The 13,118-nt window shown below is 72.8% G+C and carries 11 protein-coding genes; 3 read left to right on the top strand and 8 right to left on the bottom strand.

Annotation, left to right across the window (positions count from 1 at the left end; translation table 11 throughout):
* Positions 1-56: 56 nt before the first annotated feature.
* Positions 57-701, bottom strand: a complete 645-nt coding sequence (locus D0D15_RS01340; RefSeq protein WP_094003501.1) for a GntR family transcriptional regulator — start codon at positions 699-701, stop codon at positions 57-59.
* Between the two features lie 88 nt (positions 702-789).
* Here D0D15_RS01340 and D0D15_RS01335 point away from each other — a divergent pair, with 88 nt between their 5' ends.
* Positions 790-1,578 (top strand): DUF1932 domain-containing protein, encoded by a 789-nt coding sequence (locus D0D15_RS01335; RefSeq protein WP_094003500.1) that lies wholly within the window; start codon positions 790-792, stop codon positions 1,576-1,578.
* On the opposite strand, the gene D0D15_RS01330 is transcribed toward D0D15_RS01335, so the two are convergent.
* Genes D0D15_RS01330 through D0D15_RS01315 form a run of 4 tightly spaced genes read right to left on the bottom strand, consistent with a single transcriptional unit; the run spans position 1,506 to position 8,406 of the window.
* Positions 1,506-2,657, bottom strand: coding sequence for a GAF domain-containing sensor histidine kinase (locus D0D15_RS01330; RefSeq protein ID WP_094003499.1), 1,152 nt, complete (start codon positions 2,655-2,657; stop codon positions 1,506-1,508). The two genes, D0D15_RS01335 and D0D15_RS01330, sit on opposite strands and share 73 nt — an antisense overlap.
* An 8-nt stretch (positions 2,658-2,665) precedes the next feature.
* Positions 2,666-5,914, bottom strand: coding sequence for a thiol reductant ABC exporter subunit CydD (cydD, locus tag D0D15_RS01325; protein WP_094003498.1), 3,249 nt, complete (start codon positions 5,912-5,914; stop codon positions 2,666-2,668).
* Positions 5,911-6,918: a cytochrome d ubiquinol oxidase subunit II gene (gene cydB, locus D0D15_RS01320; protein WP_115944170.1), complete on the bottom strand. Its 1,008-nt coding sequence runs from the start codon at positions 6,916-6,918 to the stop codon at positions 5,911-5,913. Before cydB ends, cydD begins: the two co-directional genes overlap by 4 nt.
* A 9-nt stretch (positions 6,919-6,927) precedes the next feature.
* The gene (locus tag D0D15_RS01315) at positions 6,928-8,406 is read right to left on the bottom strand and encodes a cytochrome ubiquinol oxidase subunit I (RefSeq protein WP_094003496.1); all 1,479 of its coding nucleotides are present in this window, start codon (positions 8,404-8,406) and stop codon (positions 6,928-6,930) included.
* A gap of 411 nt (positions 8,407-8,817) precedes the next feature.
* Here D0D15_RS01315 and D0D15_RS01310 point away from each other — a divergent pair, with 411 nt between their 5' ends.
* Entirely contained in the window at positions 8,818-9,405 is a 588-nt protein-coding gene (locus D0D15_RS01310) for a TMEM165/GDT1 family protein (RefSeq protein ID WP_094003566.1), read from the top strand.
* A gap of 185 nt (positions 9,406-9,590) precedes the next feature.
* Here D0D15_RS01310 and D0D15_RS01305 read toward each other — a convergent pair whose 3' ends face one another.
* From D0D15_RS01305 to D0D15_RS01295, 3 genes are all read right to left on the bottom strand, one after another.
* The gene (locus D0D15_RS01305; RefSeq protein ID WP_094003495.1) at positions 9,591-10,226 is read right to left on the bottom strand and encodes a helix-turn-helix domain-containing protein; all 636 of its coding nucleotides are present in this window, start codon (positions 10,224-10,226) and stop codon (positions 9,591-9,593) included.
* Complete coding sequence (locus tag D0D15_RS01300; RefSeq protein WP_275897104.1) at positions 10,226-11,080, bottom strand: hypothetical protein; 855 nt, start codon at positions 11,078-11,080, stop codon at positions 10,226-10,228. The genes D0D15_RS01305 and D0D15_RS01300 overlap by 1 nt, the downstream gene beginning before the upstream one ends.
* A 69-nt stretch (positions 11,081-11,149) precedes the next feature.
* Entirely contained in the window at positions 11,150-12,190 is a 1,041-nt protein-coding gene (locus tag D0D15_RS01295) for a hypothetical protein (RefSeq protein WP_115944169.1), read from the bottom strand.
* 92 nt (positions 12,191-12,282) lie between these two features.
* On the opposite strand from D0D15_RS01295, the gene D0D15_RS01290 reads away from it, so the two are divergent.
* Positions 12,283-13,074, top strand: coding sequence for a DUF2470 domain-containing protein (locus D0D15_RS01290; protein WP_094003492.1), 792 nt, complete (start codon positions 12,283-12,285; stop codon positions 13,072-13,074).
* Positions 13,075-13,118 lie beyond the last annotated feature (44 nt).

Raw genomic sequence — 13,118 nt, 5'->3', positions numbered from 1 at the left:
CCATTTTGCTCGCCAAGATTGTTAACAATTGTGGCGACAGGCGTCAAGGGTACGGCTCAGGACTGTTCGGCTTCGCGCAGCGCCTCGATGACGCTGCTCAGGTGCTTCCGGATCGCCGCCGCCGCGGCGGCCGGGTCGTGGGCGCAGATGGCGTCGATGATCGCCAGGTGCTCGGGCAGCGAGACCGACGGCCGGCCGGGGCGCATGGCCAGCCGGAACTGGTGCCGCACGCTCTGCGCCCGCAGCCGCTCCAGCACCTGGCCCGCCGTGTGCTGACCGGAGATCTCCCGCACCCGGCGGTGCAGCTCCTGGTTCAGCCCCGAGTACCCCATCACGTCCCCGGACGCGACGGCCTTGCGCATCGCCTTGCCGAGGGCCTTCAGCTCGCGGATCTCCTCGCCGGTGACGCGCTCGGCGGCCTTCTCCGCACACAGGCTCTCCACCACCATGCGCACCTCGGAGATCTCGATGGCCTCCTCCAGCGACACGGCCCGCACCCGCGCGCCGCGGTTCTGCACCCGTTCGACCAGGCCTTCGTTGGCGAGTTCGAGCAGCGCGATGCGGACGTTGGCGCGGCTCGCGGCGAACTGCGCGGACAGGTCGGCCTCCACCAGCCGCTGGTTGGGCACGAACTCACCCCGGATGATCGCTTCGCGGATGGCGTCCACCACCGGCTTCTCGACTTCGGCCCGCTCTCCCACGCCCGCTCCCCGCGCTCGGTTTGTTGACAATTTTGTCGTGAACATCGTCTACTCGGAATGGTAGTCGGTTGTCGAGGAGGAGCCCGTTATGACCGTTGTCGCCGTTCTCGGTCTCGGGGAGGCGGGCAGTGAGTTCGCCCGCGACCTGCGGGCGGCCGGAGCCGTGGTGCGCGGGTACGACCCGGTGGTGCCGTCGGAGTTCTCCGCCGAAGCCGACGCCGCCGAGGACGCGGACCTGGTGCTCAGCGTCAACAGCTCGGCCGCCGCGGTCGGCGCGCTGCGGGCCGGCCTGCCGAAGGTCAGTGGCGTCTGGGCCGACCTGAACACCGCCTCCCCCGGCAAGAAGCGTGAGCTCGCCGCGATCGCCGCCGACGCCGGGATCGGCTTCGCCGACGTCGCGATCATGGCCCCCGTCCCCGGCCGCGGACTGCGCGTGCCGATGCTCGCCAGCGGTCCGGCGGCGGACGCGGTGTCGAAGCTGCTGGGCGCGCTCGGCGCGTCGGTCGAGGTGCTGCCCGGCGAGGCGGGGGTGGCGGCGGAGCGGAAGCTGCTGCGGAGCGTGTTCTTCAAGGGCATGTCGGCCGCCGTGGTCGAGGCGCTGGAGGCCGCCCGCGCGGCGGGGGTCGAGGACTGGCTGCGCGGGGTGATCGTCGACGAGCTGACGCGCGCCGACGAGTCCACGGTGGAGCGTCTGGTGACCGGCAGCGTCAAGCACGCCAGGCGCCGCACCGACGAGATGGCCGCCGCCGCGGAGATGCTGGGCGAACTGGGGGTCGCGGCCGACGTGGCGGCGGCGTCCCGCGATCAGCTGGCCCGCTTGTCCAGCGGCAGCTCGAACGCCACCAGCGTGCCCAGGCTCGGCGAGGAGTTGAGGTAGAACTTCCCGCCCGCGCGCTGGGCGCGTTCCTCCAGGTGCCGCAGGCCACGGGTCTGCACGTCCTGCGGCACGCCGGCGCCGTTGTCGCGGACGCGCAGCTTCACCCCGTCGGTGTCGCGCACCAGCGTCACCCTGGTCTCGCTCGCCCCGGAGTGCCGGACCACATTGGACAGTGCCTCGCGCAGCGCGGCGCGGATGTGGTCGGCCCGCTCGGCGGGGATGTCGGCCAGCTCGCCGGACAGCTCCAGCGTGGGCGGGAAGCCGAGCAGCTCCCCCGCGATCCGCACCTCGGCGCGCGCCGACTCGGCCAGGTCGGTGGCCGGCGGTTTCTCCGCCGTCGCGGGCTCCGGGGACCGCAGCTCGCGCACGGTGTGCCGGATCTCCTCGATGGTCTGGTCGAGCTGGTCGATGGCCTCGCCGAGCCGGGTCGCGTCGGTCGAGGCGAACCGCTTGCGCATCCGGCGGCGCACCCGGTCCAGCTGCATGCCCGCCGCGTACAACCGCTGCACGATCACGTCGTGCAGCTCGCGGGCGATGCGCTCGCGCTCCTGGTAGAGCGTGATCCGGTGCCGGTCGTTCGCGGCCTCGGCCAGCGCCAGCACGACGCCGACCTGCGCGGCGAACGCGGTCAGCACCTCGACGGTGGCTTCGTCGAACGGCCGCCCGGACCGCTCCCGGTACACCGCGAGCGCGCCCAGCACCCGCCCGCCGGAGCCGAACGGCGCGGCGGCGAACGGGCCGAACCGGCGCAGCTCGGCCGGCACGTACGGGGCCGTGCGCGGATCGGTGGTCATGTCGTCGGCGACCACCGTGACCCCGCCGCGGGCGACCTGCCCGGCCGCGGACTCGGCGGGCAGCACCACGCCGCGCGGGTCCTCGTTGTGCGTGCCGTAGGCGGCTTCGACGGACACCTTGCCGTCGTCCGCGCGGACCATCACCAGGCACAGGTCGGCCCCGGCCAGCTCGGCGGCCTGGTGCACGACCGAGTCCAGGACCGCGTCGGGGTCGCCGCCGGACAGGGCGGCGGTGGTGATCTCCGTGGCCGCGGACAGCGCGCGGGCGGCGAGGGTGGGTTCCATGAGCAGGGTCAAGCGTAGCCGCCTTCCAGGGCCGGCATCCGCACGCTGACACGCCCGTCACGCACGTCGAGGACGAGGTCGGCCTCGGCCGCCTCCTCGGCGTGGTGGGTGACGTGCACGACCGTACGGCCGGCCAGGGCGGTACGCAGGTTGGCCCGCAGCCGGCGGGCCGTCGGCTCGTCGAGGTGCGCGGTCGGCTCGTCGAGCAGGACGAGGTCCGCCCGCGGGGCCGCGACCAGCGCCCGCGCGACCGCGAGCCGTTGCGCCTGACCGCCGGACAGGCCGCTGCCGGCGTCGCCGAGGACGGTGTCCAGCGGCAGGTCCAGGCAGGCCAGGCGCAGGGCTTCGCGCAGCCGGTCGTCGTCGGCGTGCGGGTCGGCCAGGCGCAGGTTCTCCGCGACCGTCGTCGAAACGAGCTGCGGTTCCTGGGGCGCCCAGGCCACCTCGGCGGCGGTGGTCAGGCGTCCGCGCTGGGCGGGCAGGAACCCGAGCAGCGCGGCGAGCAGGGTCGACTTGCCGGCACCCGACGGGCCGACGACGGCGACGTGCGTGCCCGCCGGGATCCGCAGGTCCACGTCCCGCAGCACGGGGGTGGTCCAGCCGAGGTCGGCGTGCTCGAAGGCGATCGGGCCGTGTGCCACGGGCGGCTGCGGCTGCGAGCGCTCGACGTCGGCGATCCGGTCCATCGACGTGCGCAGCGGGTCCCAGTGCTGGGCCACCGGCGGCAGCATCGCGAGGACCTCGGCCAGGGCCAGCGGCACCAGGGCGAGGACGGGCGCGAGCACGGGGTCGATGCCCGAGCCCGCGGCCAGGCCGACCCCGGCGACCGCGGCCGCCCCGGTGACCAGCGTGATCAAGGCGTCGGCCGCGCCCGCCCCGAACGCCTGCCGCCGGGCCTGGTGAGCCAGCCGGTCGTCGGCGCGCGCGAGGTCTTTCCGGCGGCGGCGGTGCGCGCCGAACGCGATCAGCTCGGCGGCGGCGCCGAACAGGCCGAGCACCTGGGCGCTGACCGTCCGGCGCCCCTCGGCGAGCGCGGTGGTCGCCCGGCGCTCCAGCCGCAGCGCGAGCGCGGGCGCGGCGAGGGCGCCGACCAGCACGGCGGCGGCGAGCACGAGCCCGGCCACCGGCAGCAGGATCGTCTGCACGGCGATCGCCCCGGCCAGCACCAGCACCGCGACCAGCGGCGGGGTCACCACGCGCGGCAGCAGGTCGCGAACGGTGTCGACGTCGGCGACCAGCCGCCGCTGCCCCTCGCCGAACCGCAGGCCGAGCGTGCGGGCGGGGCCGAGCCGGACGAGCCCCCGCCACAGGCGGACCCGCAGCTGCCCGGCGATGCGGAACGCGGCGTCGTGCGTGATCAGCCGCTCCAGGTAGCGCAGCACCGCGCGGCCGAGCCCGAAGGCCCGCACCCCGACGACCGCGACGGTCAGCGTCAGGATCGGCGGCTGGAACGACGCCTTGGCGATGAGCCAGCCCGAGGTCGCGGTCAGCGCCACCCCGGCGAGCAACGCGAGCGCCCCGACCGCGGCGCCGCCGACGAACCGGCGGCTCACCACTCCCCGGAGCGGCTGCGGCTCCGCGGCGTCGGCAACCGTGACGTGCGGCGCGGTCGTCGCCGCGTGTGTGGCCGGCAGGTGGGTTTCCCGGTGGTGCGCGGCCAGGAGGACGGCGGTGCCCAGCGGCAGGGTGGACGCGATGGCGGCCTCGACCAGCGCGGCGTTGGCGGCGTCCTGGTGCGCGGTGGGCTCGTCGAGCAGCAGGAGCCACGCGCCGTGCCGGACGCGCAGCAGCGCCCGCGCGACCGCGACCCGCTGGCGCTGTCCGGTGGACAGTTCGTGGACCGGCGCGTCGGCCAGCCCGGCGAGGTTGAGCTCGATGAGCAGCGCATCGACCTCGACCGGGTCGGGCGGCTGGTCCAGCGCGAGGTCCAGCTCGGCCCGGACGGTGCCGCCGGTGAACGCCGGGTTCTGCGGCACCCACGCGATGTCCCGCCGGAAAGCCGACATGTCGACCTCGCTCAGCGGGACACCGTCGATCAGCACCGTCCCGGCGGACGGCCGCACGAAGCCCAGCAGGACGGCGAGCGTCGTCGACTTGCCAGCGCCACTCGGCGAATCGAGCCGGGTCAGCGTGCCGGGGCGCAGCGTGAACGTCTCGCCGTCCGGCGCGAAGCCCCCGCGCCGCGCCACCCGCAGACCCGCGACCCGCACCTCACCCCGGCCGGGAATCGCGGTGCCCTCCGGCGTGACCGGTTCGGCGAGCACGTCGGTGACGCGGCGGACCGCCTCCACCCCGTCCTCGCTGGCGTGGAAGGCCGCGCCGACCGCCCGCAGCGGCTGGTAGCACTCGGGCGCCAGGATCAGCACGCCGAGCCCGATCGCGAGGGACAGGTCACCGCCCACCAGCCGCACGCCGATGACCACGGCGACCAGCGCGACCGACAGCGTCGCCGCCAGCTCCAGCACGAACGCCGAGGAGAACGCGACCTTCAACGTCTTCAGGGTCGCCCGCCGGTGCTTCTCCGACACCCGCCGCACCGCTTCGGCCTGCGCCTCCGCGCGGCGGAACGCGGCCAAAACCGGCAGCGCGCGCACGAGTTCCAGCAGGTGGCCGGACATCCGCTGCAGCGCGTCGGTCGCGGCCGCCGACCGGTCGGCGGTGTACTTGCCGACGAGGATCGCGAACATCGGCAGCAACGGCACGGTCAGCGCGATGATCACCGCGGACGGCCAGTCCGCGAACAGCACGGCCGCCCCCGCGCCGAGCGGCACCACGGCGGCGGTGACCAGCGCGGGCAGGTACTCGGTGAAGTAGGCGTCCAGCGCGTCCAGGCCCTTGGTGGTCACCGCGGTCAGCTCGCCCGGCCCACGGCGCGCGATCCACTCCGGCCCGAGCCGCAGCGCGTGGTCGACGACCTTGGCCCGTAGCTCCTCCTTGGCCCCCGCCGCGGCCCGCGCGGCGACCACCCGCAGCGCCCACGCGATCAGCGCGCGTCCGACGACCACCCCGCCCAGCGCGACCAGCCGGCCGGCGGTGATGTCGTGCCCGGCGACCACCGCGGCACACACCGAGGCGAGCAGGAAGGCCTGCGCTACCAGCGCCGCGGCGTTGCCGAGCGCGAGCAGCCCGGAGAGGGCGAGCGCCCGGCGCGCCGCCGCGGACAACAAGGGCAGCGCGCCGAGCGGACCCTTTCCCGGACGCGTGGTGTCCGCTGTGGACACCGATGCGGGAAGGACGGAGCGTCCGGGAAAGCTCATGGGGTGTGCACCGGCGGGATGTGGGCGGCGCTGATCCGCTTGCGGAACACCCAGTACGTCCAGCCCTGGTAGACCAGCACGGCGGGGGCGCCGAACGCGCCGACCCAGGTGATCACCTCGAGCGTGTACGGGCTGGACGCGGTTTCCGCGACGGTCAGCGAGTTGGCCGGGTCGAGCGTCGAGGGCAGCACGTCCGGGTAGAGCGACCCGAACAGCGTGACCACGGCCGCGGCGATGGCGACGCCCAGCGCGGCGAAGGCCTGCCCGTCCCGGTCGGCCACCAGCTTGCGCCAGGCGACCACCGCGGCCACCACCGCGACGGCAAGCGCCACGAGTGTCCACAGTGCACCCGACCGCCACTGCACGACCGCCAGCAGGGCGAACAGCGGCAGCAACGCGACCGGCAGCGCGCGGACGGCGAACAGCCGCGCCCGCTCCCGCAGGTCACCCGCGGTCTTGAGCGCCAGGAACGCCGCGCCGTGCACCAGCGCGAACCCGACCACCGCGAGCGCGCCGAGCAGCGTGTCCCAGCGGACCGACTCGAACGCGCCGCCGATCCGGTTGCCGTGCTCGTCCAGCGGCAGGCCGAGGACCGTGGTGGTCAGGATGAGGCCGACGCCCAGCGGCGGGATCCACGAGCCGAGCACGATGACGCGGTCCCAGTTGCGGCGCCAGCGTGCCGAGTCCACCTTGCCGCGGTACTCGAACGCCACCCCGCGGCCGATGAGCGCGAGCAGCACCAGCAGCAGCGGCAGGTAGGTGGCCGAGAACAGTGACGCGTACCAGCTGGGGAAGGCCGCGAACATCGCGCCGGCGGCGACGATCAGCCAGACCTCGTTGCCGTCCCACACCGGGCCGATCGTGTTGATCATGACCCGCCGTTCGGTGTTGTCGCGGCCGAGGACCGGCAGCAGCATGCCGACGCCGAAGTCGAAGCCCTCCAGGAACAGGTACCCCAGCCAGAAGGCGACGATGATGCAGAACCAGATCGTTTCCAGGCTCATGGCCGTCCCCTAGTAGGCGAAGGCAAGTTCGTCCTTGCCCTCGTTGTCGGTCTTCTCGGGCGGGATCACACCGTCGATGCCGCCGCGGACGTACTTGCGGATCAAGAACACCTCCACCACGCCGAGCACGGCGTAGAGGCTGGTCAGCGCGATCAGCGAGGTCCACACCTCACCGGTGGAGATCCGCGACACGGCCTGCGCGGTGAACATCCACACACCGTCCACACCGGACGGGTTGGGCACCACGACGAACGGCTGGCGGCCCATCTCGGTGAAGATCCAGCCCGCACTGTTGCCGATGAACGGCGTCGCGATGCTCAGCAGCGCCAGGCGCGGGAACCACTTCGTGTCCGGGATCCGGTTCTTGCGGGTCAGCCACAGTGCCAGCAATCCGGTGCCCGCTGAGATCGCGCCGAAGCCGATCATGATCCGGAAGCCCCAGTAGGTCACCGGGAGGTTCGGCACGTAGTCGATCGGTTTGCCGGCCAGCTCGCCGAGCTGCGGGTCGTCCGGGTAGTTCGTGCCGTAGCGGGCCTGGTACTCGGTCACCAGGTCCTCGACGCCCTTGACCTCGGTGCTGAAGTCGTTGTGCGCGAGGAAGGACAGCAGCGCGGGCACGTTGAACGTCTTGACGTCCTCGCAGTTCTCCGAGGTGACGTCGCCGATCGCGATGATCGAGAAGCTGGCCGGCTGCTCGGTGTGGCAGAGCGCCTCGGCCGAGGCCATCTTCATCGGCTGCTGCTCGAACATCAGCTTGCCCTGGAAGTCGCCGGTGATCGCCAGCACCGCGAACGCGACGATGCCGGTCCAGCCGCCGAGGCGGATCGACGACCGCCACACCGCGCGGTGCTCGTCGTCGGTCTTGCGCTTGCGCCACAGGTGCCAGGCGGCGATGCCGACCAGGAACGCCGCGGCGACGGAGAACGCGCCGGCGATGGTGTGCGGGATCGCGGCGAGCGCGGTGTTGTTGGTGAGCACCGCCCAGATCGAGTTCAGCGTCGGCCTGCCGTCGACGATCTCGGCGCCGACCGGGTGCTGCATCCACGAGTTCGCGGCGAGGATGAAGTACGCGGAGGCGATCGTGGCCAGCGAGAACGCCCAGGCGCAGGCCAGGTGCACCTTCTTCGGCAGCCGGTCCCAGCCGAAGATCCACAGGCCGAGGAACGTCGACTCGACGAAGAAGGCGACCAGGCCCTCCATCGCCAGTGGCGCCCCGAACACGTCACCGACGAAGCGGGAGTAGGCGTTCCAGTTCATCCCGAACTGGAACTCCTGGACGATGCCGGTCACCACGCCCATGGCGAAGTTGACCAGCAGGAGCTTCCCCCAGAACTTGGTCATCTGGTAGTAGCGCTGCTCACCGGTGCGGACCCAGGCGGTCTGCATCCCCGCGACGAGGACCGACAGTCCGATGGTGAGCGGGACCATGAGGAAGTGGTAGACGGTGGTGATCCCGAACTGCCACCGCGCCAGCTGGAGCACGTCCACGTCATTCAGACTGCTCGCTTCCGTGGTCCGGCATCAGGTCCCGCGGTCCTGATCGTGCCGGGACCAAGGTCCCGGTCACCGACACGGCTTTGACAAGCGGGGCGCTCGTTCCGCATCAAGCGCGGTGACCGGCACCACAGGCCTTGCGAACCACTTCACGAATACCTCGACAACAATCCCCGGTCACCCGCCGCCATCGCCGCGCGACGGGCTATCCGACCAGGATTGACGACCGGTTCTTCCCCAGCTCAAGGCAGGTTTCGGTGCGGCGAAGAAAAAACTGCGCCCGAGCCAGAAGTAATTCTGGCGAACCGAAAACCGGCAATTCGCGAAACCGATCTGCTGGCAATTGCCGGAACTCCCCTTTATCGTTGCAGTGAAAGGGGAGTGGAAATCACCGTGAGTACCGCACTGCTGGCGCTGCTGAGCGCGTACGTGCTCGTCCTGGCCGTGGAGCTGCCGGACAAGACGATGATCGCCACCCTCGTGCTGACCACCCGCTTCCGCGCGTGGCCGGTCCTGCTCGGGGTTTCCCTCGCGTTCGCCGTGCAGTCCACGATCGCGGTGCTGTTCGGCCGGGCGCTCACCCTGCTACCGGACGGCCTGGTCGCGGCGGTCGTCGCGGCGTTGTTCGGGCTCGGGGCCTTCCTGCTGTTGCGCGAGGGCTTCTCCGCGGCCGACGAGAGCGGCGAGGACGCGGCGCGCCAAGGGGTGAAGCCGGTGACGTTCCTGCGCTCCGCGGCCACGTCGTTCGGCGTGCTGTTCGCCGCCGAGTGGGGCGACGCGTCCCAGCTGGCGACCGCCGGGCTGACCGCCCGGTACGGCCACCCGCTGATGGTCGGCGCCGGCTCGCTGCTCGCCCTGATCACGGTCGCCTCGGTCGCGGTGTTCATCGGGCACAAGGTGCGCGGCCGCCTCAAGCCGAAGCTGCTGCAGCGCATCGCCGGGTTCGCGTTCGCGGTGTTCGCCCTGCTGGCGGTCGTGCAGGCCTTCGCCTAGGTCGTCAGCGCGATCGTCGCCCGGCGGACCGCGGGCCAGTACGTCCGCCGGGCTCGCGCAACAGCAACGGGCACGTCCGCGGCTACCTGGTGGTGCGCGGCGAACGCATCGCCGCGACCCGATCCGGACCACGAGGCCGAGCACCGGCAGTACGAGGCGGCGGCCGCCGAATACCGCCGCGCGCGTTAACCGCCGCGCAGCGCCTCGGCGACCGCGGCGGCGGCGTCCACCACCTGGGGGCCCACGGTTTCGGCGTTGAGCGGGCCCAGCGCGATCACGCCGACGACCGCCCGCAGGCCCGGCACGCCGCGCACCGGCGCGGCGACGCCCGAGGTCCCGCGCTGGGGTTCGCCGGTGACCGCCGCCCAGCCCCGGCTCCCGCGACGCAGGGTCAGCGCCTTGCCCGCGGCGCCGACACCGATCGGGTGGCGGGCGCCGACCCGGTAGGACACGTGGAAGTCGGTCCACGAGGGCTCGACCGTCACCACCGATTCGACCAGGTCACCCTCGGCGATCGACAGGTGCGCGGTCGCGCCGGCCTTCTCCGCCAGCTCGCGCAGCGCCGGACGCGCGGCTTCCCGCAGCTGCGGGACCACTTGCCCGGCCAGCCGCAGCACGCCGATGCCCAGCCGGACCTTGCTGCCGTCGCGCCACACCAGCCCACGCGCGGCCAGCGGCACCAGCAACCGGTAGACGGCGGCGCGGCTGGCGCCGATCGCGGCGGCCAGCTCGGAGATCGTGGCCGCGTCGCCGTCGGCGTCGGCCACGGCCTGCAGCAACGCCAGGCCGCGGTCGAGGGTCAGCGAGCCTTCGGCGCTCACTACAGCAGGCCGAGCGCCTCGAGGTCGGCGACCGGTGCCTCGAAGCTGTCGCAGGCGTAGGACGCGAAGAGCGCGCGCACGGCCTTCGCGGCCGGTTCGGACAGCGACTTCGCCTCCGCGGCGAGGGCCTCGCCGTCGGTGGAGGCGAGCGCGTCGCGGACGTCACCGCCGGAGAGGCTGCGCGCCACCGCGACGAGCAGGTTGAGGAAGCCGTGGTGGGTGATGTTGTTGTCCGGATCGTCGTGCCGGACCGCGCGGTGCAGGCTGTTGGTCGCCTTGAAGGAGGCGCCGGGCGAGCCGGACAGCACCGCGAGGAAGTCGGCGACCTCGTCGATGCTGGGGAAGTTCTCGCTGGACTGGCCGCCGCAGCGGATCTTGGGCCAGCTGCCGTGCTCGATCACGCGCCGCACGCCGTCGAGCCAGCCCACGCCCCGGCGCGGCTCGACCACGCGGATCACGTCCTCGGGCACGAACTCCGAGACGCGCTCCAGCCACACCTCGTCGACGTCCGAGGGCGCCGGCATTTCGACCATGCGCAGCGACAGCAGCTCGCTGCGGGACTCGACGATCGAGATCGCCTTAGGCACGCCGCCCAGACCGGTGTCGATGATCAGCGACAGCGGCAACGGCTGCTTCGGCTTGATCTTGATCAGCTCGGTGATCAGCTCCGGCAGGCGGGACGCCTGGCACAGGAAGACGCCGAGCAGGCCCGCGTGGTCGCCCTCGCGGCCGGCCAGGTAGTTCCGCAGCGCGTCCGGCATGGTCGCCGTGCCGGGTGGGAAGAGCGCCGAGTCGTCTACGAGCCGTGCGAAGAGGGGCGGAATTCCGCGGGGGCCGGGGGGCGTGAGTTCCACAGCGCTTGACACATGGGACACGCTAGTAGCGTACGGGAACCGGACAACCACGTACGCCCCTCGGACAGTTCACCGCAGGTTCACCAGCCCGAGAACGGGATACCCGGGCAGGCCGGCCACGGCTTTCGTGCCCCGTTCCGGCGTCCCCAGCAGCCACAACCGCTGGGTGTCGCGCACGTTGACCAGCAGGTCGAGCGGCGCCCGCTGGAACAGCACGCGCGCTTCGCCGTCCGCGAGCATCACCCGGCCCTCCGCCTTGCCCGTGCCGCCCGCGGCGTTCGGCGTGATCACGATGTCCAGGGTCGCGTGGAGTTCCTGCCAGGGCCGCTCCTTCACCGCCGTGGACAGCGTCACCGTGCGCACCGGCAGCATCAGGCCGGCGACGGCGTAGAGCACGGCCAGGACGGTCACGAAACCACCCGTGTACGGCAGGTCGAGATAGGCCTGGTTCACCACCAAGAGCCCCGCCGCGAGCAGCAGGAAGAACCCGGCCATCCCCCACGACCGCCGCCGGGTCTCACGCAGGAACGTGGTCACCACCGGGTCCCGCAGTGCCGCCACCATCGGCCGTGGCTGCGCGGGCAGCTCCACCGAGCCCCGCGCCGGCGCGGTGGTGATCCGGCCGAACCGCCCGGTGAACCCGCCGGGCAGGCCGACCAGCACGCGGCCGCGCGGGTCCGGACCGACGAAGTACACGCGCCGCAGGCCGGCCAGCAGGATCCGCTTCGACTCCGGCAGCCGCACGACCAGCCAGCGCGGTTCGGGCCCGGGCAGCGCGACGCTGACCTTCGACCCGGCCACCAGCAACTGTCCCGGACCGGGGGTGAGCACGACCGCCGGGTACGCGAGCAGCCGCCCGCACGGCAGCACCCGGAAGACCAGCAGCCACAGCTGGTACCCGGCGACCGCCGCGAAGAACGCCGCAAGGCCGGCCGACGGCGCGTCGGTGGTCAGGGCCAGCAGCAGCCCGGCGGCCACGACGGTGACGACCGTCGAGCCGATCAGACGACTGCGCTGCTTCTCGACGATCTCGACTTCGAGCGAGTCCGCAGCGGCCGGTTCGCCGGGGCGCGGCTCGTAGGCGAGCACGCGTTGCTGGGTGGGTTCCACACCTCCGAGTCGATCAGGCGACCAGCGGTGTTACCGCTCCACTTCCCTTCGTCGATCACTCAGGTTAGGCTCACCTAAGTAGGAGGTGGCCAGTGACCGAGATCCGACGTCCGCCCGCACCCAGCCCCGCCGAGCGCGCGAAGACCATCGCCGTGCGGAACGGCCCCGGCGCGCTGCTGCCCACCGCGGGCGACCCGACCGGCAGCGATCGCGTGGTGCCCGAGCTCCACCACGTCCACCCCAGCGGCAGCGTCAGCGTCCTGCTGCCGGACGACCACCCACTGCTGGCCCGCACCAGCGCGGCGGACCGCGGCGAGCTGGCCGTGGTGTTCGAACTCGCCGACCACGCGCCGGTCGACCTGCGGGAACCCGTCCGCGGGCTGCTGTGGATCACCGGCTGGCTGCGGCACCTCAGCCCGGAGTCGGCCCGCGCCAGGGCGGTGTCGATCGCCGAGACGCGGCCCGATCCCCGCCTGCTGGACCTCGGCCACGGCCTGAGCCTGCTGCGGCTCACGCCAGCCTCACTCGTCCTAGCCGACGCCGAAGGCACCCACTCGCTGCGGCCGCACATGTTCAACGCCGCCGCGGCGGATCCGTTCGCCGGCTACGAGTCCGGCTGGCTGCGGCACCTGGAAAGCGATCATCCCGACGTCGTCGGCCAGCTCGCCCGGCACATCCCGGAGGAACTGCGCGGCGGCCGGATCCGCCCGCTGGGCCTGGACCAGTTCGGGCTGCGGCTGCGGGTCGAGTCCGGCGACGGCGACCACGACGTGCGCCTGGCCTTCGCCCAGCCGGTGCACAGCCCGGCGCAGCTGAGCATCGAGCTGCGGCGGCTGGTCGGCTGCCCGTTCCTGGCGAAGAACCAGATGCGCGTCCAGCCCTGACGCAGCACACGAACGCAGAACTCGCCTGCACGAACGCAGAACTC

It is taken from the genome of Amycolatopsis thermalba (assembly GCF_003385215.1).
In the GTDB taxonomy this organism is placed as follows: domain Bacteria; phylum Actinomycetota; class Actinomycetes; order Mycobacteriales; family Pseudonocardiaceae; genus Amycolatopsis_E; species Amycolatopsis_E thermalba.
This window is presented reverse-complemented; position numbering and strand designations above follow the sequence as displayed.

Bases quoted from the DNA above. Each gene is read 5' to 3' on its own strand.
- D0D15_RS01330 (WP_094003499.1), bottom strand. From the start codon at position 2,657: ATGGAACCCACCCTCGCCGCCCGCGCGCTGTCCGCGGCCACGGAGATC.
- cydD (WP_094003498.1), bottom strand. From the start codon at position 5,914: ATGAGCTTTCCCGGACGCTCCGTCCTTCCCGCATCGGTGTCCACAGCG.
- cydB (WP_115944170.1), bottom strand. From the start codon at position 6,918: ATGAGCCTGGAAACGATCTGGTTCTGCATCATCGTCGCCTTCTGGCTG.
- D0D15_RS01335 (WP_094003500.1), top strand. From the start codon at position 790: ATGACCGTTGTCGCCGTTCTCGGTCTCGGGGAGGCGGGCAGTGAGTTC.